Origin of the sequence: Micromonospora sp. NPDC047762, from assembly GCF_043204655.1 — a bacterium.
GTDB lineage: Bacteria > Actinomycetota > Actinomycetes > Mycobacteriales > Micromonosporaceae > Micromonospora.
This window is the reverse complement of the sequence record NZ_JBIDCQ010000005.1, coordinates 311,114-332,472: the sequence shown is the minus strand read 5'-3', so window position 1 is coordinate 332,472 and position 21,359 is coordinate 311,114. Positions and strand designations below refer to the sequence as shown.

The window sequence follows — 21,359 nt, the reverse complement described above, 5'->3', positions numbered from 1 at the left end:
TGCGGCCACCGGTCGGTGCCGTCTCGACCTTGGTCGATCATCGGATCTCGACTTTGGTAGCTGGTCGTGTCGCCCGTCGGCTGCCTAGCATGGGCGCGTGACCAGCATCGCCGTTCCGGAGCACCCGTGGCTGCTGCCAGGGGAGCTGGTGGTGCCGGCGGAGCGTGTCCGGGAGCGGCCGCGCCGCACCACACGTGACTGGGTGGTGGATGGCCTGGCGTTCCTGCTCGGGCTGCTGTGGGTGCTGTTCGTCACCTTCGACGCCCTGTCGCCCAACCCGGAGGCGGCGATCGCGCTGCCGCACGACTGGATGGTCGGCGTCGACACGGTGCTCGGGCTGGTCTGCTGCGGGCTGCTCTGGGTGCGTCGGCGGTGGCCGCTCGGGCTGGCCGTGGCCACCCTGCCGCTGAACCTGTTCTCGATGGCCGCCGCCATCCCGCTGTTGATCATCTACTTCACCGTGGTGGTGCATCGCCGGACCGCCGTCGCGGTCGCGGTCACCGGTGCCGGGCTCCTCACCAACCTGGTCTTCAGTTGGACCCGTCCAGATCCGGTGATGCCGTACTGGGCCACTGTGACCTGGGGGGTGGTGATCACCTTCGCGGTGCTGGCCTGGGGGATGTTCGTCCGGGCTCGGCGCCAGTTGATCGTGTCGTTGCGCGAGCGCGCCGAGCGGGCCGAGGCGGAGCAGCAACTGCGGATCGCCCAGGCCCGCCACCTCGAACGCACCCGGATCGCCCGGGAGATGCACGACGTGCTGGCCCACCGGATCTCGCTGCTCAGCCTGCACGCGGGTGCGCTGGAGTTCCGCCCGGACGCGCCGCCCGAGGAGGTGGCCCGGGCCGCCGGGGTGATCCGGGGCAGCGCGCACGCCGCCCTCCAGGACCTGCGGGAGGTGATCGGGGTGCTGCGCGCCGAGGACGACGGTGCCGGCGACGCCCCCGAGCCGCCGCAGCCCACCCTCGCCGACCTGCCGGCGCTGATCGCCGAGTCGCGCTCGGCCGGGGTGCGTGTCAACGTCAGCGACAGCGTCGCCAGCCCGGGGGAGGTGCCGGCGGCGCTGGGTCGGGCCGCGTACCGGATCGTGCAGGAGGGGCTGACCAACGCCCGCAAGCACGCTGCCGGCGCGGCCGTCACCGTGGACGTGGCCGGCGGGCCGGGCGCTGGACTGACAGTGGCGATCGGCAACCGGTGGCCGGTCGGTTCGCCGGCCGGCGGCACACTGCCGGGTGCCGGCACCGGCCTGGTCGGCATCAGTGAACGGGTCACCCTGGCCGGCGGGCGGCTCGCCTACGGTCGGGACGACAGCGGTGACTTCCGGCTGGCCGCCTGGCTGCCGTGGCCGGCGTGACCAGCGCCGCCGGTGCTGCCGGATTGCCGGACGCGAGCGGGCCGGCCGGAGCGGCTGCGCCGCCGGTACGCGTGCTGATCGTGGACGACGACGCGTTGGTCCGGGCCGGGCTCTCGATGATCCTCGGCGGTCTGCCGGACCTGGCCGTGGTCGGCGAGGCGGCCGACGGTGGCGAGGTGCCGGCGGCCGTCGCCGCGTACGCCCCGGACGTGGTGCTGATGGACATCCGGATGCCGCGGGTCGACGGACTGACCGCCACCGAGGCGCTGCGTGCCCAACCGCACCCGCCGGAGGTGCTGGTGCTGACCACCTTCGACGCCGACGAACAGGTGCTGCGGGCGCTCCGCGCCGGGGCGGCCGGTTTTCTGCTCAAGGACACCCCGCCGGCGGAGATCGTGCGCGCCGTACGCCGGGTCGCGGCGGGCGAGGCGACGCTCTCGCCGACGGTGACCCGGACGTTGATCGCCCACGTGACCGCCGCCGCGCCCGGCCCGGTCGGCCCGGACCCGCGCCGGGAACGGGCGCTGCGGCTCCTCGCCGGGCTCAGCGAGCGGGAGCGGCAGGTGGCGGTCGCGCTCGGGCGGGGTCACACCAACGCGGAGATCGCGGGTGAGTTGTTCATGAGCGTGGCGACCGTGAAGGCCTACGTCTCCCGGCTGCTGACCCGGCTGGAGCTGAACAACCGGGTCCAGGTCGCCCTGCTCGTGCACGACGCCGGCCTCGTCTGACGAGCGGTTTCCCCAGGCCAGTTGGGCGGCACACCAACACGGATGAGGTTACACTCATTTTTGGCTGTTCCATTTTTGGTAGTGTCAGGAGTGATCGTGACCGGCTTTGTCGGACGGAACCATGAGCTCCATCTCCTGGAAGGCATGCTCTCTCGGGTGCAACGGGGTGGCCGTGCGGGGCGGCCTGGGCGAGCCCTTCTCATGCGAGGTCGCCGACGGGTGGGAAAGTCCCGACTGGTGGAGGAGTTCGTGGAGCGGGCCGGGGTGCCGCACCTCTTCTTCACCGCCTCCGCGCAGCCGACCGTCGCAGCCGAGCTCGCCCTCTTCGTGGAGGAGGCCGCCGCCTCGACCCTGCCCGGTGCGCAGATCCTTCGGGAGCAGCAACCACAGACCTGGGACGCCGCGCTGACGCTGCTCGCCGCCGCGCTACCGTCCGACCGGCCGAGCGTCGTCGTCCTGGACGAGATGCCGTATCTCATCGCGGGCGACCCGGGCTTCGAGGGGACGCTGCAGAAAATCTTCGATCGCGAGTTGTCCCGGCGGCCGGTCCTCCTGATCTGCGTCGGATCGGACCTGGCCATGATGGAAGCCCTCAACGACTACGGCCGGCCGTTCCACCAGCGAGCCACGGAGATGGTCATTCCGCCGCTGAGCCCCGCCGACGTCAGCGACATGCTCGGCCTGTCCGCCGCCGACGCGTTCGACGCCTACCTGGTTTCCGGCGGTCTGCCGCTGATCCTCGACGAGTGGCCGACGGGTGCATCCGTCCACGACTACCTCACCGACGCGGTACGGGATCCGACCTCCGCCCTGCTGGTGAGCGGCGAGCGGGCACTGGCGGCGGAGTTCCCGCCGCAGTCCCAGGCGGGTCTGGTGCTGCGGGCCATCGGCTCCGGTGAGCGGACCTTCTCGCTGATCTCCCGCGCCGCAGGGGACCTTCCACAGGCGTCCCTCAACCGCGCCCTGCGCCTGCTGGCCCAGAAGCGGGCCGTGGAGGTCGCGGTTCCGCTGTCGACCAAGCCGTCGCGGGAGACCCGGTACGCGGTGGCCGACCCCTACCTGCGCTTCTGGTTGTCGTTCCTGGGGCCGCACCTCTCCGAGATCGAGCGGGGGCGTGGCGACCTGACCCTGGACCGGATCGACCGGTCATGGACGTCCTGGCGGGGGCGGGCCATCGAACCTGTCGTCCGGGAGGCGCTGCGCCGGCTGCCCGGTGACCATCTGCCGGCGGAGGCGGCGACGATCGGCGGCTACTGGACCCGGACCAACGACCCGGAGATCGACATAGTCGGCGCCGACCGTGCGCCCGTCGCTCAGCGGATCAGCTTCGTCGGATCGGTCAAGTGGCAGGAGAGCCGACCCTTTGACGCGCACGACCTGGGCCGTCTGCTCCTGCACCGGTCTCTGCTTCCCGGCGCCGACGAGTCGGTGCCGGTCGTCGCCGTGTCGCGCAGCGGCACCGCAGTGGACGGCATCCGGGTGCTGTCGGCGGAGGATCTGCTTACCGCGTACCGGAATTGAACTTTCGTCCGGTGTCCGCCGTACCCATGGCCGAGGATGTCGGTGCGGTAGGTCCGCCGTACCGCTGCCGAACTGCGGGAGGCCTGCCGTGCGAGTTGGTGAGCAGTCGACGGATCCCATCGATCAGGTACTGGGTGAGGTGCCAATGCCGGCACCCCTGACCCCCGAGGATGTCCGGCTCGCGGTCCGGGCGGTGGTCGTGCACACCGCCGAGGAGTGGCCCACCGGGCCGCTGTGCCGCAACGACGGCGCTTCCTACCCGTGCCGACTGCACCGCTGGGGGCGTCGGGTGTTGGAGACACACGGGCTCAACGAGCGGCAGATCGAAGCGTTGATCCGGCATGGCAATCCGTTCGTGCACGTGCCGTTTCCGTTCACGGCGACCGGGCCGTCGCGGCAACAGGCCGCGCGGGCCGTCCCCCAGGGGGTACGGCCCACCGCTACCGGCCGGCCGGTGACTCCCCCCGTCACCGCGCCGCGCTGGCCCCGGGCGAGCTGAGCGCGCTGTCCCCCTCCGCCCACACGACCCGGGGCGACACGACGTCGGCCCGGCGCGGAGATTCCCCCCTCCGCGTCGGACCGACGTCGCTCTGAGCGGTCGCCTCAGTTGCCGACCCCGCAGTCCGGGGCGGACCAACTCGTCGTGTTCGAGCTGTCGTCGCTGTTGTTCTCCCGGCGCGAGTCGACGTGCACGTGGTCGTCGTGGTCGGGGTAGCCCGGCCCGTAGATCCCACTGAAGCCGTTGTTGCGGGCGCCGCGGGCGACCTGGCACAGCGAGGACGTCCGTGAGGTCACGTCGGCCGCGTTGCCGTACAGGTGTTGGCTGTCGGACGCGCCGCCGACCTGGTTGTTGCAGGCGCGACTGCGGTACCCGCTCGACACGTAGAGCGGCTTGTCACCGAGGCTCTTGCGCAGCGCCTCCAGCTTCCACATGGTGCGCAGTGCGTTCTGCTTGGTCTGGTTCGCCGACAGCGGGCCGCCGCTCCACCCGCTCCCGCCGCACCCGTTGTCCAACTCGCCGTAGGTGAAGTGCGCGGGCGTGCAGTCGTTGTCCTGGAGTTGGTAGAGCTTGGCGAAGGTCTGTGGGCCGGCGATGCCGTCGGCGCGCAGCCCGTACGCCTGCTGGAACCGCTTGACCGCGGCGGCGGTCTTCGGCCCGTAGCGGCCGTCGTTCTCCACGATGTCCCGGTAGCCGGCCCACCCGGCGACCCGGATCTGCAACTGGCGGACGTCATCGCCGGACCGCCCCTGGCTCAGGGTGCGGTTCCAGGTGTAACAGCCGTCCGCGTGCGCCGCCGGTGCGGCGACCACCGTGGCGATTGCGGCCCCTGGCAGTGCCAGGGCGAATGCGACGGCGACCCGCTTCAAGGTGTTTACGCGCACAGAAGTCCTCCCGATAGGAGAGCGAATGGGGTGGCTCCAGGACATCGACCGAGAAGTCCCGTGATTTCCACCCTCGCACTGATCAGTGCTGTTGGAGGTGATTAACGAGAATCGTGCTCACAATCCGCTGTGCCTGGGTATTGGCTGGGAATTCGGCTGATTTGCGAAACAGCCATTTTCGGCCGATCACCCCTCCTGCGGTCAAGCGCACCGAACGTCGCAATCTGCCACACGGAGGGTGATGTTCCCGGGGGCATCGCGGCCGGTAACGTCAGCCCGGGCGGCGGACTGGCGGAGGTGCACGTGGCACGCGGTGGCGTCTTCTGTGTCGAGGGTCAGTGGCACCGTGACCTCAACGAGCGGGGCTCGGTGCTGCCCACGCTCGAGCTGCTGGAGCGGCTCGGCAAGATCCGGTTCATCCACAAGGACGCGGCCACCCGGGACGAGCTGTTCTACTTCCTGGACCGTTGGCTGCTCAAGCAGTACGCCGACCACCGGGTCGGCTTCTTCGCCATGCACGGCGAGCCGAGCCGGCTCTGCCTCACCGACTGGCAGTCGGTGGAGTTGAACGAGGTGGCCGAGCTGATGGCCGGCCGCGCGGAGGGGCGGCGACTCTATTTCGGCAGCTGCTCGGTGCTGCGCGCCTCGGACGCGGTGCTGCGCGAGTTCCTGGAGGTCACCGGAGCCGCTCTCATCTGCGGTTTCACCCGGGAAGTCGACTGGGTCGAATCGGCGGCCTTCGAAACCGTGCTCCTCGACGTGCTCGCCAACGGCCAGCGCCACAATGCCGCCGAGCTGCGGATGGGCTCCGCACACTGGGCGCCGCTCGCGTCGTACCTCGGCTTTCGGGTGATCTACGCCAACGGTCGGGCCTGGCGTCCGTCCGGCCGTCCCCGGGTGCCCACCCAGGAGGCGCGCCGCGCCGCGGCCCGACCCCGCTGACCCGCCGCCGCCGCTGCGCCCGCACCCTGGTAGGAACGGGGGATGGCACGCAGCATCGCAAGGAACACCCGGGTCGACCGGGACGGCCTGCTCGACTTCCTCCGGCCGCGACACCGCGTCGTGCTGATGACCACCCGGGCGGACGGGCGACCGCAGTCCTCCCCGGTCTCCGCCGGGGTCGACGGGCAGGGGCGACTGGTCGTCTCCACCTACCCCGAGCGGGCCAAGGTGAGCAACCTCCGCCGCGACCCCCGGGTCTCGGCCTGCGTGCTCAGTGACGACTGGAACGGCCCCTGGGTGCAGATCGACGGCACCGCCGAGGTGCTCGACCTGCCCGAGGCGCTGGAGCCGCTCGTCGAGTACTTCCGCAGCATCTCCGGTGAGCACCCGGACTGGGACGACTACCGGGCGGCGATGGTGCGTCAGGGCAAGTCGCTGATCCGGATCACCATCGACGCCTGGGGTCCGATCGCCACCGGTGGGTTCCCGGCCCGTCTCGCCGACTGACCCCTCGTTCGGTGGATCCCCTCGTTGGTGCGCATCGACTACGGTGAGCCAGGCAAGATCCACTGACCGAACGGGGACCCATGAACAACCCCTCCTTCCCTCGCCGGCTGCTCGCCTGGGCGGTGCCGGCCACCCTCGCGTTCGCCGTCGTCGCGCCGGCCCTGCCGGCTCAGGCCGCCCCGGCCAACACCCCGACCCCGGCCCTCGCCGGCCCGGTCGACAAGGACCTCAACGGCGACGGCGTACCCGACCTGGTGACCGTCGGCGGCACCACGACGGGCCTCGCCTCCGGCGTCTGGGCGGCGCGGGGTCGGGTCGACGCGACCACCGGCGTCGGCACCGGCCGCGTGAAGGTCCCGGCCGTGAACATCGGCGTCCACGGCAACGGGGTCTCCGGCAACGACGACCCGGCCGCGGATTTCGACGGCGCCCAGGTGATCACCGGACGCTTCTTCGGCACCGCGAACCAGGACTTCCTGGCCTACTACCCGGGTGGCGTCAACGCCGGAGGCGGCAGCTTCATCGCGGGCGTCGGCGACGGCACGATGGTGAACCCGTACCGCGGCAGCGGACAGGTCACTCTCATTGCCGACTATCTTCGAGACGATTTTGGAAACTCCCCGATCCAGCTGGTCAACGGGTACACGGCCGACGGCGTGGACAGCGGCATCGCGGATCTGCTGGGCACCGTCGGCGACGTGACCAACGGCTACCGCCTCACCTACTACCCGAACATCGGCGCGCCCAGCCTCTACTTCCCCCGAACGCCGTTGAACACTGCCACTCCGACCGGCGGCAGCGACTGGCAGAACTGGACCCTGGCCAGCACCGAGCTGGCCTCGGGGGCGGCGTTGGTGCTGCGTAACGCCACCACCGGTGACCTCTACCTCTGGCAGGGCGTCACCATGACCGACAACGGCGACGGGACCGGCGCGCTCGCCTACACGCAGTACCGGCTCGCCTCCGGGTGGAACACGGGCGTCGCGATCAGCAGCCTCACCGCCGCCGACCTGAACGCCGACGGCGTGGCGGACCTGTGGGCGGTGTTCCCGGACGGCAGCGTGCGGGCGTACCTGATCTCGAACCTCTCGGCCGGGAAGCCGGCGAAGATCCGGGCGATCCAGGCGCAGCAGCTCCGCTGACCTGAGGTGTGGGGTCCGTCAGCCGCAGGCGACGGACCCCACACCGGTCAGTCGACCAGGGCGGCGTAGACGAGCTGGCGCAGCTGAGAGCGGAGCGGGTAGGTGCTCGACGGCATCAGCTGCGTGAACAGCAGCGCGGTGATCTCCTCGGCCGGGTCGACCCAGAACGCGGTGCTGGCCACCCCACCCCAGTAGTACTCGCCGACGCTGCTGGGCACCCGGCTGGGGACCGGGTCGTCGACCACCGCGAAGCCGAGACCGAAGCCGATCCCGTCCAGTGTGGTCTCCGCGAAGCCGCCGGTGGACAGGGTGCCCAGATCCCGACCGCCGGGCAGGTGGTTGCGGGTCATGAACCGCACCGTGCGCGGCCCGAGCAGCCGGACGCCGTCAAGTTCGCCGCCGCGCAGCAGCAACTGCGTGAACCGGTGGTAGTCGGCGGCGCTGGAGATCAGGCCGCCACCGCCGGAAAGCAGCGCCGGCTTGCTGAACGCGAGCGACCCCAGGCTGTCGTAGCGGACGGCCCGACCGCTGCGTGGTTCCGGTACGTAGAGCGCGGCCAGCCGGTCGGCCTCGTCGCCCTCCACCCACCAGCGGATGTCGGTCATGCCCAGTGGGCCGAAGATCCGGTCGGCGAAGAACGCGTCGAGGCTCTGCCCGGAGATCACCTCGACGAGTCGGCCGAGCACGTCGGTGGCGACGGAGTAGCCCCACGCCGAGCCGGGCTGGAACAGCAGCGGCAGCTCGCCGAAGGCCGCGCAGGCCTCGGCCAGGTCGACGTCCGCGGGCGGGTACAGGTCGTAGCCGGCGGCCCGGTAGAGCCCGTCGACCACCGAGGTCTGCATGAAGCCGTACGTCAGGCCGGCCGTGTGGGTGAGCAGGTGCCAGACCCGGATCGGCTCGACCGCCGGCACCGTGTACGGCTTGAGCGCCGACCCCTTGGAGTAGACCCGCAGGTCGGCGAACTCGGGGAGCCAGCGGCTGATCTCGTCGGTCAGCTCGAACCGGCCCTCCTCCCACAGCATCATCGCCGCGACCGAGGTGACCGGCTTGGTCATCGAGTAGATCCGCCACAGCGTGTCGGCCTCGACCGGTGCGCCCGACTCGCGGTCGCGCAGCCCGTACGTCGAGGAGTGCGCCACCTCGCCGCGCCGGGTGACCACCACCTGCCAGCCGGCCAGCCGGCCGTCGTCGACGTACCGGCCGAAGTGCTCGTCGATCCGCGCCAGCCGCGCCGTGTCGAAACCGATCTGATCCGGGTCCTTGCTCCGAGCCACACTCACGCCGCCGAACCTACTCGCCGGTACACCGGTGCGGGAAGGGGGCCGGCACCGGCCCCGCCGGCGATCGGCTGTCGGTCGCGCCCACTAGCCTGGCCGGATGCCGGAGTTGACCGAGGACGTGACGTTCCGCAACGAGGACTGGTACGGCGAGGAGCTGACCGACCGGCACTTCGTGGGTTGCGAGTTCTTCGGGGTGGACCTGACCGAGGCGGTGAGCAGGGGTGCGGTCTTCACCGGGTGCACGTTCGGCAACGTGGCGTTCAACGCCTCCCGACATGTCGACTCCGCCTTCACCCGTTGCGTGTTCCGGCGGTGCAATTTCTTCGAGGCCGAGTTCACCGGCTGCAAGCTGGTCGGCAGCACCTTCAGCGAGTGCGATCTGCGTCCCTTGACGGTGGACGGCGGTGACTGGTCCTTCGTCGCGTTGCCCGGCGCCGACCTGCGTGGCGTCCGGCTGACCGGGGTGCGCATGCGCGAGGTGGACCTCACCAGGGCCAACCTCACCGGTGCTACGGTCACCGGTGTCGATCTTTCCGGGGCGCAGCTGACCAACGTCCGGCTCGGTGGCGCCGACCTGCGGGGCAGCGATCTCACCGCGCTGGACCCGACGGTCGTCGAACGGGCCGGTGCCGTGATCGACGTCGAGCAGGCAGTGGTCGTCGCGCAACTGCTCGGCTTCCGGATCGGCTGACCCGGAAAGGGCTTCTGGTCTGCCCAGGTGTCCGTCCGGGGCGGCCGGGTTGTCCGGCAGCGTCCCATTGTGGGCTGGACACGTCCGGCAGTCCGGATCTAGCGTGTCGTCCACGCCCCGGGTAAACGTGAAACTGCCCACAGTGGTTGGTGTGGTCCTCGGCGGTCCAAAACGGCCGGGCGGCGGAGTTGGAGGGGTCGGTGGCGGACGAAGACCGCACGCGGGCTGGTTCGAGGGCTGGCGACACGCCGTCGAAGCACCGTCCGCGTGCCATTACCGCCGGGAAGACCCGCAGTGTGTTGCGCCGCGCCCGACAGCGGCGGCGCTGGGCGGTGGAGGGAGCGGCCGTACTCGTCTGCCTGGTGGTGTTGATCTCGTATCTCGCCACCCGGTCCGGTCCGGCGCCGGACGACGACCAGGCGGGTCCGGGCGGCGTTTCCGCCCGTTCCACTGGTTTCCCGGCCGCCGAGGGGCGCACCGGCGAGGCGGGTCCGGCGACGCCCGGCCTGCGTCCGCGCCAGCGCCCACCCTCGCCGGACCCGACGCCGTCGGCCAGCGCGCCCGCCCCGCCACCGCCGAAGCCCGGTTCGCCGGCGCTGACGGTGAGCCGGGGCGAGATGCCCGCCATCGTCGACCTCACCGCCGTGGGCGCCCGGGACTGGGTGCACTGGGGGGAGCGCGGCGGCAGGTCGACGAACCGCAAGCGTTCCGGCTCCGGCGAGATCATCGACGGGGGTGGCCCGGGCCGGCGGGTCGGTTGGGACGGCAACCAGGAGTACGTGCGCTGGGCCGACGGCACGCCGGAGCGGTCGACGGACGGCAGCTCCAACGGCGTCTACGCCTGCGGTGCCGGGAACGGGTTCAGCCTCGCCGTCGCCGGCAGTGGTGAGCCGCGCACGGTCCAGCTCTACGGTGGCACCTGGATGGCGCGGGGGCGACTGGAAGCGCGGCTGTCCACCGGCGGGCCCGCCAGCATCGCCCGACTGGAAGACCCGTACACCAGTCAGAGCGCCCAGTTCACGATCCGCTTCACTCTGCCGAAGGGTGCCCGGCTGCTGTTGAACTGGACCGTCGAGAAGGTCTTCACGCAGCACTGCGGCAACGTCGGCCTCCAGGCCGTGACGGTGCGTTGACTGACTGACTGATCGCTGTGCGGTCGGCCAGCGGGACAGTTTGTCCGTCGCGGACTGTCGAACGCGTCGTAACTTTCTGCTGTCCCCATCCGACCATCCAGTGTGGAGGCAGCCGATGAGCAGCAGCACGACCCACCGCGTCCGTCGTGCCGCTTCGTCCGGCACCGGTGAAGCGTCCGGGGAGGTTCTTCGCGACATCCCCCTGCCGCCGTACGTGACGGGCGAGGACACCCAGTTCGCCGTACGGGCGGTGGTGGTGCACGCCCCCCGACGGTGGTCCGGGGGCGTGGTCTGCCGTAACGACGCCAGCCCGCACCCGTGCCGCCTGCACCGCTGGGGCACCCGGGTGCTGGCGCTGCGCGGGCTGCGGGCCGCCGAGATCGCCGCGCTCATCGAACGCGGTGACCCGACGGCGGTGGTCCCCCCACCGGACCGTCCGGCCTGAGCGCTCGCCGGGCCGGGAGGCGCGGAAGCGCCTCCCGGCCCATCGTTCAGCAGGTGATCGGTTTGACCCAGGAACACTCGACGCCCTCCGGGGTACGCGGCGTCTCCGGCACCGCCGGCGGGGCCACCCGTGCCGTCGACGCACCACCCTCGCGGAAGCCGGCAAGCGCCACGGCGATCTGGTCCTCAAGCGACTTCACCGACGCCGTCAGGTAGTTGTTGAGCAGGATGGAGAACGCCAGCAGTCGCCCATCGGCGCTGGTCACGTAGCCGGAGAGCCCGGAGACACCGGTCAGGCTGCCGGTCTTGGCGTGCACGTTGCCCGCAGCCGGCGTGCCGGCCATCCGGCTGCGCAGAGTGCCGCCGACGAACCGCTCCGGCTGACCGGCGATGGGCAGCGCCGCGTACCAGGTCGCGAACCACGGTTCGGCGCGGACGGCGCTCAGCAGGTCGACGAACTCGGCCGCCGGGATCAGGTTGCGCCGGGACAATCCCGAGCCGTCACGCTGGCGCAGCCTTCCGGTGTCCATTCCGGTGTCGGCGACGTACTCGCTGATCGCGGTGAGACCGGCCGTCCAGGTGCCGGAGCCGGAGAGCACCCGACCGATCTCCTTGGTCAACACCTCGGCGTGCCCGTTGTTGGACAGCTTCAGGAATGGCGTCATCAGATCGCCCAGGCTCATCGAGTCGTGGCGCGCCACCGGGTGGGCCGTCTCCGGGGTGGGCTGGCCGAGCACGGTCCGGCCGAGCACCCGGACGCCGTGTCGGTGCAGCGCCGACCGGAACACGTCGGCCGCGTAGCCGGTGGGTTCCCAGACGGTGACCCAGTCGCTGGCGGGCTCGTCGCCGACGGCGATCTGACCGGTCACCACGACGGTGTTGCCGCCGTGCTCGCGCTCGATCGAGATCGAGGTCTCGCCGTCGCTGACCGTCTGGGCGCGGTTGTCGACAGTGACGTACCCGGTTGCGGGGGTGGTGGTGACCACCGGCGGGGCACCGGCCCGGTCGGCTGGTGCGGCGTGCACGATCACGGTGCCCGCGTCGTAGTCGGTGTCCGGGGCGACGGTGAGCGCGGAGACCTGCGCGGCGTAGTAGTAGGGCTCGTCGTCCCAGGTCCAGTCGGGGCCGAGTCGGGTGTTGTCGTAGCGGGTGTCGTCGGCGACCAGGTTTCCGGTGACCACCCGCACGCCGTCGGCGGCGACCCGCGCGGCGAGCGCGTCGTAGTCGGCGGCGAGCATTGTCGGGTCGCCCCCACCGCGCAGGTAGAGGTTGCCGGAGAGCAGGGCCGCACGGCGCTTGCCGCTGGTGAGTACGTCGGTGCCGAAGCGGTGCCCCGGGCCGAGCAGTTCAAGGGCCGCGGTCGAGGTCAGCAGCTTGGTGTTGGACGCCGGGACCAGCCGGCGGTCGCCGTTGCGGTCGTAGAGCGTCTGGCCCGTGCTGGTGTCGACGACGACCACCGACGCCTGCGCGCCGGCCAGCCGGGTGTCGGCGAGGATCGTGTCGATGGTGTCGTGCAGGCGGGTCGTCGCGGGGGTGGGCGATTCGGCTGTGGCACCGGGCGCGGCGGCGGTGGCCGCGGTGGCGACCAGCGCGAGCAGCGCGAGGGCCCGGGGAAAGTGACGACGATGCATCCGCTGATGCTGTCACGGAGATATTCGCCAGAAAAGGCCCTCAGGCGAAAGTTATTGCCGTCCAGGTCATTTCGGCCTGCCGACCGTCTTCTCGTGGCCACCCCAGTAGTGCCGCTGCGCGCCCATGACCAGTGGTGCGACGAGCGCGGCGAGCGCCCCACCGAGCAGCGGGAAGACGATGAACACCCAGAGCTGCCGCAACGCCACGCCGCCCTCGAAGACCGCCGGCCCGAACGCGCGGGCCGGGTTGACCGCAGCTCCGGTCAGCGTCACGCCCACCAGTTGGGTAACGGCCAGGGCCAGGCCGATGGCCAGCCCGGCGGTGCCCGGATTCTCACTCCGACTGGTCACCACCAGCACGACCAGCACGAAGAGGAAGGTCAGCACGACTTCCAGCACGGCTGCCCCGCCCCGGTTGATGTGCGCGCCGTAACCGTTGGTGCCCAGGGCCCCGGTCTGGTCCGCGACGTCACCCCAACGGGTGAGCGCCCAGAGCACGAAGGCGGCGACTGTCGCGCCGACGAACTGCGCGATCCAGTACGCGACCGCCCCGAGTACCGAGATCTTGCCGGAGAGCAGCACACCGAGCGTCACCGCTGGGTTGACGTGGCTGCCCGAGAGGGGGCCGATCGTGTAGACGAGGGCCACCATCACGAACCCGAAGGCCAGCGCCACCACCACCACACCGCCCTGGACCCGGGCGGCGACCGCGCTGCCCACCCCGAAGAACACCAGCAGAAGGGTGCCGAGGAATTCGGCCGCGTACCGACGGAAGTCGCTCATTCACTCAGCGTAAGTGCAGCTCAGGTGGTCGAAGCCGGAATGGCGGTCTGTGACCGGCGCGACGGTCGAGGACGGGCACAGCGGTGACGTCCCGCGCGTTGTAGCCCACGTGGACACCCACTCCGCGGACGTCGTGGTGATCGGTGCCGGGCAGGCCGGCCTGAGCGCCGGCTACCACCTGCACCGCACCGGCTTCGCGCCCGGCAGCGGCTTCGTCATCCTCGACGCCGACAACGGGCCCGGCGGCGCCTGGCAGCACCGCTGGCCGACGCTGGTCTTCGACCGCGTGCACGGCTTCCATGACCTGCCCGGGCTGCCGTTCCCGCCCACCGAGCCGCAGCGCCCGGCTTCCGAGCAGGTCAGCGCCTACTTCGCCGCGTACGAGAGGGCCTTCGACCTGCCGGTCCGGCGGCCGGTGCGGGTCCGGGGGGTGCACTCCCGCCCGGACGGACGACTGGACGTGCGCACCGACCGGGGCACCTGGACCGCCCGTGCCCTGATCAACGCCACCGGCACCTGGACGCGACCGTTCTGGCCGCACTACCCGGGCCGGTCGACGTTCCGGGGACGCCAGTTGCACACCGCCGACTACCGGGGGCCCGCCGAGTTCACCGGCCTGCGCGTGGTGGTGGTCGGCGGCGGCACCTCGGCCGTGCAGCTGCTCGGCGAGGTCTCCACAGTCGCGGCGGCCACCACCTGGGTGACCCGCCGGCCGCCGACCTTCAACGACGAGGAGTTCGGCCCGGAACTGGGTCGCGCCGCTGTGGCTCTGGTGGACCGGGTGGTCCGCTCCGGTCGGCCACCGGGAAGTGTGGTGGGCGTGACCGGGCTTCCGGTCACCCCGGAGGTACGCCGACTGCGCGAGCGCGGCGTCCTCGACCGGCTACCCATGTTCGACCGGATCACGCCCGACGGGGTGGCCTGGACGGACGGGCGGCTCGTGCCGGCGGACGTGATCCTCTGGTGCACCGGCTTCCGGGCTGCCATCGACCATCTCGCCCCGCTGGGGCTGCGCGCGCCCGGCGGCGGTATCACCATGGACGGCACCCGGGTGGTCGCCGACGCTCGGGTTCACCTGGTCGGGTACGGCCCCTCGGCCAGCACGATCGGGGCCAACCGGGCCGGCCGCGCGGCGGTCAACGAGATTCGCGCCTGGCTGGCGCCGGCCGCCGCTCTCCACTGACCTGGCTCTATTTGACGGATGGTCGGCCAGCGGGCACGGTGGGAGTGACGGGGCCGTCAGCTGCCCCGATTCGATGCGACGGCGATGACCGTTCGCCCCTCTGTCGCCTCCCACGTGTGCTCGTACGCGGACCGACTGTCCGGTCCGCGCGGTATCCGACCGCGAGCCGACAATTCACGAGGAGTTCCGTCAATGCTCACCATGACCGACAACGCCGTGCTCGTCATCCGTGACCTCGCCAACCAACAGGACGTCGCCCAGGACGGCGGTGTGCGTATCGCCGCCGACACCGAGGCGGGCTCGCTCACCGTCGAGCTGGTGCCCGAACCGGTACAGGGCGACCGGGTGGTCGACAACCAGGGCGCCCGGATCTTCCTGGACGAGGACGCCGCCGAGCTGCTCGGGGACGCGTCGGTGGACGCGACGGTCGACGACGAGGGCATCATCCAGTTCGGCTTCACCGAGAAGCAGTAGACCCGGCCTCAGCGCAGCGATCGTCCCCGCTGCGGTGGTGGCCCCTGGCCGGGGTGCCACCGCGGCGCGCCGTCGCCGGCCGGTTGCGACAGCGTGGCGAGCACGTGCGCCAGGTGGTGCGAGGTGCTCCACGCCGCCCAGTTGGCGGTCGAGCCGGCCCCGGCGCCCCGGCGGGCCCGGCGCAGCAGCTCATGGTCACCCCAGGAGAAGGCCGCACCGGTGGTCGGCCAGTGCGGTGCCGACACCAGCGTGCGGCACAGGTCGGCGAAGCGGTCGTCGCCCCGGCCGCCGCGTCGCGCCCAGCGGTAGACCCACCAGCTGCCGTCGTCGGTGTAGCGCACGGTCGGCAACCGGTCGGCAGTGTCATCCGCGCCCGGTCCGGCCGGGTGGACGCCGTAGTCGCCGTAGTCGACCCCGGCGTCGGCCAGCCGCCGCCACAGTCGCCAGTCCCAACGGTCCAGTTGGACAGGCTCGTCGGTGGGCAACCGGGACAGCGTCGGAGGCATACCGCCCGCCGCCACCGTCACCGACCGCCAGGCGTGTCGGCGTGCCCAGTCCAGCAGGTGGCGTACCCGGGGCTCGGCGGTCCGCACATCCGCCGGGCAGCAGACGTCCCCCGCGTCCACCAGCAGGTCGCACTCTTCCGGGGCGAGGCCGGTGAACCGCCAGATCCGTTCCACCGCCGTGGTGCTCGCGTCCGGCCCGGCCCGGTCCCGACCGGCCCGTAGCCGGATGAGCGCGCGCCGGCCGTACGCCCGCGCCGCCGCGCCGTGCGCGACCAGCCGGTGGTCGTTCTCGGAGAGCCCGATCACCGGCACCACCGGTACGCCCCAACGGGTCAGCTCCGCCTCGGGGATGTCGGGCAGTGCGCTGACGTCGACGGCGGGCAGCAGCCCGGGCGGCATCCGGCGAATGGCGTCCATCGTGGACGGACTGACCGCGCCGATCTCCAGGATCGGGGCGACCAGTGCGGCGTACGCGGGATCGAGGTGGCTCAGGGCCTCAAGCTCGCCCCGTCGGTTGGCGAGGATGGGGCGGTAGACCGGTGCCGCCGCCCGGCCCCCGTGGGCGGGCACCATACTTCAATCTAGCCAGGCATACGGACATGCCCCAGGAATGTAAGCCGGAATTCGGCTGCTCGACTGTCGGTTCGGCGACTACCATCCACCGATGCCCACGCCAATTCACCGCTACCAATCCGACGAAGAGGACAGCGCGCGGTGGGGCGGGTTCCCGTTCCGCGACGGTGACATCGTGATCAGCACCCGCTCCAAGAGCGGCACCACCTGGATGCAGATGATCTGTGCGCTCCTGGTGCTCCGTACCCCGGAGTTGCCTGCGCCGCTGACAGAGCTCTCGCCGTGGCTGGACTGGTTGGGCGAGCCGCAGGCCACCGTGTACGACCGGCTGGCCGCCCAGCCACACCGGCGGTTCATCAAGACGCACACCCCGCTGGACGGGGTGCCGCTCGACCCTCGGGCGCACTACGTGGTGGTGGCCCGGCACCCGCTGGACATGGCGGTCTCCCTCTACCACCAGGGCGCGAACCTGGACCGGGCGCGCATCGCCGAGCTGACCGGCCTACCCGTCCCGGCCGGGCCGCCCCCCGAGCGGCCCTCGGTACGGGAGTGGTTGCCGAGCTGGGTCGACCGGGAGGCGGACCCTCGCGCCGCGCTGGATTCGCTGCCCGGAGTGCTGATGCACCTCAGCGACGCGTGGGCCCGCCGGAACGAGCCGAACGTCGAGCTTGTGCACTACGACGACCTGCTGGCCGATCTGGGCGGGGAGATGCGCCGGCTCGCCGACCGGTGGGAACTCCCGAGCCCGGGGCCGGAGCTGGTGGAGGCGGCCACCTTCGGTCGCATGCGGGAGCGGGCCGACCGGCTCGCACCGGACACGCTCGGCGTGCTGCGCGACCGGCAGGCGTTCTTTCGCCGTGGCGGCTCAGGTCAGGGGCGCGATCTCCTGAACGAGGCCGGCCTCGTCCGCTACCGGCGACGGGTCGCGGGGCTGGCCCCACCCGACCTGCTCACCTGGCTGCACCGCTAGGTCCGCCACGCACACAAGAGCGCGCGGCGCCGCTCCGTGATCGGAACGTCGCCGCGCTCTGGCCGTCTCCCACCACCGCAGCCGTTCGGCGGTACGTCGGCGGGGACCTGGCTCGACCGGCCGTTCGCGCCGGTCCGCTCCTCGATCCCCGGTCCGTGCGGATCCAAACCCGCCCAGCGTCAGGAATTCCACCATTCGTGAGTCCCGGCGTGGCGCACCGTCGGACGGGGTATGAGCGTGGGCATGGAGCATTTCACTATCGCGACTGTCGCCGAGCAGAGCCCGGATTTCCGGCGAGTGCTGTGGACCGGTGAGCACACCCAGTTGGTCATCATGACCATCCCCGCCGATGGGGAGATCGGCGAGGAGGTGCACGAGGACATCGACCAGATCCTCACCTTCGTGAGTGGCGTCGGCGAGGCGCGGGTCGCCAGCGCGAAGCGGAAGGTCGTCGCGGGCGACCTGGTCGTGGTGCCGGCGGGCACCAAGCACAACTTCGTCAACACCGGTCCCAACCCGCTGGTGCTCTACACGGTGTACGGGCCGCCGGAGCACGCCGACAAGGCCGTGCACAAGACCAAGGAAGAGGCCGACGCGGCCGAGGCGGCGGGCGAGGACGAGCCGCCGACCGAGTGATCCGTCCGGCCTGATCCGGGCCGATGCGGGTACCCCCGGCGGGTGGAGCAGCAGCCGCAGATCTCCGACTACGGGTTTCTGTCGGACTCTCGTTCGGGTGCCCTGGTCGGCAAGGACGGCTCGATCGACTGGTGGTGCCCGCACCGGTTCGACGGGTCGTCCGTGTTCGCGCGGTTGCTCGACCCGGGAGCCGGCCACTTCCGGCTGGCGCCGGTAGGGGTCGGCGGCCCGGGTCACCGCGTGGAGCGCGCGTACCTGCCGGACACGTTGGTGCTGCGGACGGTGCACCACACCCCGCACGGCAGCGTGGCGGTCACCGACGCGCTGGCCGCCGAGGTCGGTGCCCGCGCCCACGAGCTGGGCAAGAACTCACCCGCCGTGCTGGTCCGGGTCGTTCAGGGGCTCTCCGGGCGGGTACGCATGGCGTTGGACTTCGCGCCCCGCCCGGAGTACGGCCTGCTCACGCCGTACCTGCACGAGCAGCCGGACGGTGGGGTGCTGGCCGGTGCCGGCCCGGTGGTGCTGATGTTGCGCGCCGGAGGCCTGCACCTGCGGGCGGGCACCGACCGGGTGACCCACGAGTTCGAGGTATCCGCCGGTCAGGTGATCGGGATGGACCTCGCGTTCGGTGAGGCGTACGGCGACCCGCCGGCCCGGGTGGACCCGCTGACCACCCTTGCCGAGACGACGCAGGCGTGGCGGGCGTTCCGGGAGACGCACACCTATTCCGGTCGCTACCCCGAACTCGTCACGCACAGCGCGACGGTCCTGACCGGCCTCACGTACGCCCGCAGTGGCGCTGTCGCCGCCGCGTTGACCTCGTCGTTGCCGGAGCGGATCGGCGGCGACCGGAACTACGACTACCGCTACTCCTGGTTGCGGGACTTCTCGTTGACCATGCGGGCTCTCTGGGTGGCCGCCTGCCCCGACGAGACGTCCCGGCTGTTCAACTGGGCGACCCGCTCGATCGGCCGGTTCGGCGACGAGCCCGTGCCGGTGCTCTTCGGGCTGGAGGGGGAGCGCGACCTCTCCGAGCACCACTGCAACCACCTGCGCGGCTACCGCGACAGTCGACCCGTGCGGGTCGGCAACGACGCCTGGCGGCAGCGGCAGCTCGACGTGCCGGGTGAGGTGATGTCGGCGGTGTGGCGGCTGCGCGACTACCTGGGCACACGGTTCGAGGACGAGCTTCGGGAGATGGTGCTCGGGCTGACCGAGCAGGTGGCCACGACGTGGCACCTGCCGGACCGGGGCATCTGGGAGACCCGCGACGAGGAGCGCCACTACGTCTCGTCCAAGGTGTCCTGCTGGTTGACCATGGACCGGGCGGTGGGGCTCGCCGACCGGCTCGGTGATCGGGCCGACCCCCGTCGGTGGGCGCGGGTACGCGACGAGATCAGCGACACAGTGCTGCGCGAGGGGTGGAACGAGCGGATCGGCGCGTTCACCGGCGCGTTCGGATCGCCGGAGCTGGACGCCTCGGTGCTCGCCCTGCCGGTCACGCACTTCCTGCCGGCCACCGACCCGCGGATGCGCTCGACGATCGCGATGGTCGAGCGTGAGCTGGGCACCGAGGACGGCCTGCTGCGGCGCTGGACGTCCGACCCGGCCGGATTCCTGCTGTGCTCGTTCTGGCTGGTGGAGTGCCTGGTGATGACGGGTGAGCCGAAGCGCGCCGAGGCGCTCTTCGAGCGGGTCGTCGGGTACTCCAACGACGTGGGACTGTTCAGCGAGCAGATCGACCTCGCCACCGGCATGCAGCTGGGCAACATGCCACAGGCGCTCTCGCACATCGGGCTGATCAACGCGGCCTGGCGGATCACCGAGCCGGAGAGCTACTGATCCGGTGGGCGTTTCCGTCAGGGCCGGAATCCTGCAACAGACCTGCAAGCGCCAGGCATTGACGCTGATGGTTGGACAGTCCTAGCCTCGATGGAGTGGGAAAGCCCTTTCCCAGGGCTATTGATCCCGCTTCACCCCGCTTCGGATCCGGGCGTCCGACGGGGGCGCACACCGATCCCGTTCAACGCGGCATGCCGTGCGAACACGTCTCGGTACGGCCGCCGAGGGATCACCACCACATGCGTCAAGGAGGACACCTGTGCAGAAAAGACGACTCTCCGGCCGCCGACCACTCCTGCTGGCGGTGGGCGCCGGGGTGACCGCGGCAGCCCTCGCCGCCGGCATGACCTCGGCCTTCGCGGCCACCGTCTTCAGCGACGACTTCACCGACGGCGACACCTCCGGCTGGTCCAAGTCCGGCGGCACCTGGACCGTCGACGGCTCGGGCGTGCTCAACCAGTCCAACGCCGGTAGCGAGCTGGCCCGCCAGTTCGCCGGCCAGAGCAGCTGGAGCAACTACTCCGTGCAGGCCCGGGTCAGGCCGACGAGCTTCGGCTCGTCCAGCGCCCTGGTCGGGCTCGCCGCCCGCTCCACCAGCAGCACCAAGATGTACCGGCTGGCCCTGCTCGGCTCCGGCCGTGCCGAACTCCAGGCGGTGAACGGAAGCTCCGTCACGGCGATCGGTTCCGCCGCGCTGGGCATCGGCACCGGCACCTGGTACACGCTGCGCATCGAGACCAGCGGCAGCACCATCCGCGGCTTCGTCAACGGCACCCAGATCGCGTCCGGCAGCAACAGCCTGGCCGGTGCGGGCCGGATCGGCCTGGTCACCGCGTACGCCAGTGGCGGCTTCGACGACGTGCTTGTCGACTCGTCCGGCGGCGGCACCCCGACCACCCCGCCACCGACGACCACTCCGCCACCCACCACGCCGCCGCCGACCACCACCCCTCCGCCGGCGGGCTGGCCGACGCCCACCGGCAGTCAGAAGGTGGACGCCACGATCCCGGTCTCCGGCTCGTTCGACGGTGGGCTCAAGCGCTACTACGGCATCGGTGACGGCGGGCAGAGCGAGAGTCAGGACCCGATGTTCGAGCTGGCCGCCGGCGCCACTCTGCGCAACGTGATCATCGGTGCTCCGGCCGGCGACGGCGTGCACTGCGAGGGCAACTGCACCCTGATCAACGTCTGGTGGGAGGACGTCGGCGAGGACGCGGCGACCTTCCGCGGCGGCACCACGTACACGGTCGACGGCGGCGGGGCCCGCTCCGCCAGCGACAAGGTCTTCCAGCACAACGGCTCGGGCACCGTCTACATCAAGAACTTCCGGGTGGAGAACGCCGGGAAGCTCTACCGCGCCTGCGGCAACTGCTCCACGTCGTACCAGCGGCACGTGGTGATCGACAACGTGATCGTCCGGAACACCGACGCGATCGCCGGCATCAACACCAACTGGGGCGACACCGCCCGGTTCAGCCGGATCACCATCGTCGGCGACCCGGACCGGGAGACCTCGATCTGCGTGAAGTACAAGGGCGTACCGAAGGGCAGCGAGCCGACCGAGATCGGCGAGGGCGCCGACGGCGTCAACTGCCTCTACTCGCCCTCGGACATCACCTACCAGTAGACCGGCACGACG

The 21,359-nt window shown here is 71.3% G+C and carries 21 protein-coding genes; 16 read left to right on the top strand and 5 right to left on the bottom strand.

Annotated elements, in window-relative coordinates; all coding sequences use genetic code 11:
• Positions 1–97 precede the first annotated feature (97 nt).
• The 4 genes from ACGF3C_RS18620 (at position 98) to ACGF3C_RS18605 (ending at position 4,099) form a co-directional block, all read left to right on the top strand.
• On the top strand, positions 98–1,351 hold the full coding sequence (locus ACGF3C_RS18620; protein WP_357231457.1) for a histidine kinase: 1,254 nt from the start codon (positions 98–100) through the stop codon (positions 1,349–1,351).
• A complete protein-coding gene (locus ACGF3C_RS18615; protein ID WP_393223638.1) occupies positions 1,330–2,079 on the top strand; it encodes a response regulator in 750 nt (249 codons plus the stop codon). Before ACGF3C_RS18620 ends, ACGF3C_RS18615 begins: the two co-directional genes overlap by 22 nt.
• A gap of 219 nt (positions 2,080–2,298) precedes the next feature.
• Positions 2,299–3,600: an ATP-binding protein gene (locus ACGF3C_RS18610; RefSeq protein ID WP_393223357.1), complete on the top strand. Its 1,302-nt coding sequence runs from the start codon at positions 2,299–2,301 to the stop codon at positions 3,598–3,600.
• 145 nt (positions 3,601–3,745) lie between these two features.
• The gene (locus ACGF3C_RS18605) at positions 3,746–4,099 is read left to right on the top strand and encodes a hypothetical protein (RefSeq protein ID WP_355005471.1); all 354 of its coding nucleotides are present in this window, start codon (positions 3,746–3,748) and stop codon (positions 4,097–4,099) included.
• Positions 4,100–4,203: 104 nt separating this feature from the next.
• Here the strand turns inward: ACGF3C_RS18605 and ACGF3C_RS18600 are convergent, their stop codons facing one another.
• A complete protein-coding gene (locus tag ACGF3C_RS18600; RefSeq protein ID WP_357231450.1) occupies positions 4,204–4,983 on the bottom strand; it encodes a D-Ala-D-Ala carboxypeptidase family metallohydrolase in 780 nt (259 codons plus the stop codon).
• Between the two features lie 303 nt (positions 4,984–5,286).
• On the opposite strand from ACGF3C_RS18600, the gene ACGF3C_RS18595 reads away from it, so the two are divergent.
• The 3 genes from ACGF3C_RS18595 (at position 5,287) to ACGF3C_RS18585 (ending at position 7,574) form a co-directional block, all read left to right on the top strand.
• On the top strand, positions 5,287–5,925 hold the full coding sequence (locus ACGF3C_RS18595) for a DUF6642 family protein (RefSeq protein WP_357194889.1): 639 nt from the start codon (positions 5,287–5,289) through the stop codon (positions 5,923–5,925).
• 42 nt (positions 5,926–5,967) lie between these two features.
• A complete protein-coding gene (locus ACGF3C_RS18590) occupies positions 5,968–6,432 on the top strand; it encodes a PPOX class F420-dependent oxidoreductase (protein ID WP_357194886.1) in 465 nt (154 codons plus the stop codon).
• A gap of 80 nt (positions 6,433–6,512) precedes the next feature.
• Positions 6,513–7,574: a hypothetical protein gene (locus tag ACGF3C_RS18585; protein ID WP_357231444.1), complete on the top strand. Its 1,062-nt coding sequence runs from the start codon at positions 6,513–6,515 to the stop codon at positions 7,572–7,574.
• Between the two features lie 47 nt (positions 7,575–7,621).
• Here ACGF3C_RS18585 and ACGF3C_RS18580 read toward each other — a convergent pair whose 3' ends face one another.
• Positions 7,622–8,854, bottom strand: a complete 1,233-nt coding sequence (locus ACGF3C_RS18580; RefSeq protein ID WP_393223351.1) for a serine hydrolase domain-containing protein — start codon at positions 8,852–8,854, stop codon at positions 7,622–7,624.
• A 97-nt stretch (positions 8,855–8,951) separates the two neighbouring features.
• Here ACGF3C_RS18580 and ACGF3C_RS18575 point away from each other — a divergent pair, with 97 nt between their 5' ends.
• The 3 genes from ACGF3C_RS18575 to ACGF3C_RS18565 all read left to right on the top strand — a co-directional run bounded on the left by ACGF3C_RS18575 (position 8,952) and on the right by ACGF3C_RS18565 (position 11,123).
• Positions 8,952–9,545 (top strand): pentapeptide repeat-containing protein, encoded by a 594-nt coding sequence (locus ACGF3C_RS18575; RefSeq protein ID WP_112582257.1) that lies wholly within the window; start codon positions 8,952–8,954, stop codon positions 9,543–9,545.
• A 200-nt stretch (positions 9,546–9,745) separates the two neighbouring features.
• Positions 9,746–10,678: a hypothetical protein gene (locus tag ACGF3C_RS18570; RefSeq protein WP_393223348.1), complete on the top strand. Its 933-nt coding sequence runs from the start codon at positions 9,746–9,748 to the stop codon at positions 10,676–10,678.
• 115 nt (positions 10,679–10,793) lie between these two features.
• Positions 10,794–11,123, top strand: a complete 330-nt coding sequence (locus ACGF3C_RS18565) for a hypothetical protein (RefSeq protein ID WP_357194873.1) — start codon at positions 10,794–10,796, stop codon at positions 11,121–11,123.
• Positions 11,124–11,169: 46 nt separating this feature from the next.
• Here the strand turns inward: ACGF3C_RS18565 and dacB are convergent, their stop codons facing one another.
• Together dacB and ACGF3C_RS18555 are read right to left on the bottom strand one after the other, a co-directional pair.
• Entirely contained in the window at positions 11,170–12,753 is a 1,584-nt protein-coding gene (gene dacB, locus ACGF3C_RS18560; RefSeq protein ID WP_393223344.1) for a D-alanyl-D-alanine carboxypeptidase/D-alanyl-D-alanine-endopeptidase, read from the bottom strand.
• A gap of 66 nt (positions 12,754–12,819) precedes the next feature.
• Positions 12,820–13,536 carry an aquaporin gene (locus tag ACGF3C_RS18555; protein WP_357227241.1) on the bottom strand — a complete coding sequence of 239 codons (717 nt, stop codon included), beginning with the start codon at positions 13,534–13,536 and terminating at the stop codon, positions 12,820–12,822.
• A 109-nt stretch (positions 13,537–13,645) separates the two neighbouring features.
• Here ACGF3C_RS18555 and ACGF3C_RS18550 point away from each other — a divergent pair, with 109 nt between their 5' ends.
• Both ACGF3C_RS18550 and ACGF3C_RS18545 read left to right on the top strand, forming a co-directional pair.
• The gene (locus tag ACGF3C_RS18550) at positions 13,646–14,719 is read left to right on the top strand and encodes an NAD(P)-binding domain-containing protein (protein ID WP_393223341.1); all 1,074 of its coding nucleotides are present in this window, start codon (positions 13,646–13,648) and stop codon (positions 14,717–14,719) included.
• A 192-nt stretch (positions 14,720–14,911) separates the two neighbouring features.
• Entirely contained in the window at positions 14,912–15,193 is a 282-nt protein-coding gene (locus ACGF3C_RS18545) for an adhesin (RefSeq protein ID WP_091393621.1), read from the top strand.
• Between the two features lie 8 nt (positions 15,194–15,201).
• On the opposite strand, the gene ACGF3C_RS18540 is transcribed toward ACGF3C_RS18545, so the two are convergent.
• Positions 15,202–16,272, bottom strand: a complete 1,071-nt coding sequence (locus ACGF3C_RS18540; RefSeq protein ID WP_357227237.1) for a hypothetical protein — start codon at positions 16,270–16,272, stop codon at positions 15,202–15,204.
• Positions 16,273–16,363: 91 nt separating this feature from the next.
• On the opposite strand from ACGF3C_RS18540, the gene ACGF3C_RS18535 reads away from it, so the two are divergent.
• The 4 genes from ACGF3C_RS18535 (at position 16,364) to ACGF3C_RS18520 (ending at position 21,347) form a co-directional block, all read left to right on the top strand.
• A complete protein-coding gene (locus ACGF3C_RS18535; protein WP_357227234.1) occupies positions 16,364–17,242 on the top strand; it encodes a sulfotransferase domain-containing protein in 879 nt (292 codons plus the stop codon).
• Positions 17,243–17,485: 243 nt separating this feature from the next.
• On the top strand, positions 17,486–17,878 hold the full coding sequence (locus ACGF3C_RS18530) for a cupin domain-containing protein (protein WP_393223336.1): 393 nt from the start codon (positions 17,486–17,488) through the stop codon (positions 17,876–17,878).
• Positions 17,879–17,920: 42 nt separating this feature from the next.
• Complete coding sequence (locus tag ACGF3C_RS18525; RefSeq protein WP_357227231.1) at positions 17,921–19,720, top strand: glycoside hydrolase family 15 protein; 1,800 nt, start codon at positions 17,921–17,923, stop codon at positions 19,718–19,720.
• A gap of 259 nt (positions 19,721–19,979) precedes the next feature.
• Positions 19,980–21,347: a pectate lyase gene (locus ACGF3C_RS18520; RefSeq protein ID WP_357227228.1), complete on the top strand. Its 1,368-nt coding sequence runs from the start codon at positions 19,980–19,982 to the stop codon at positions 21,345–21,347.
• The last annotated feature ends 12 nt before the right edge of the window (positions 21,348–21,359 follow it).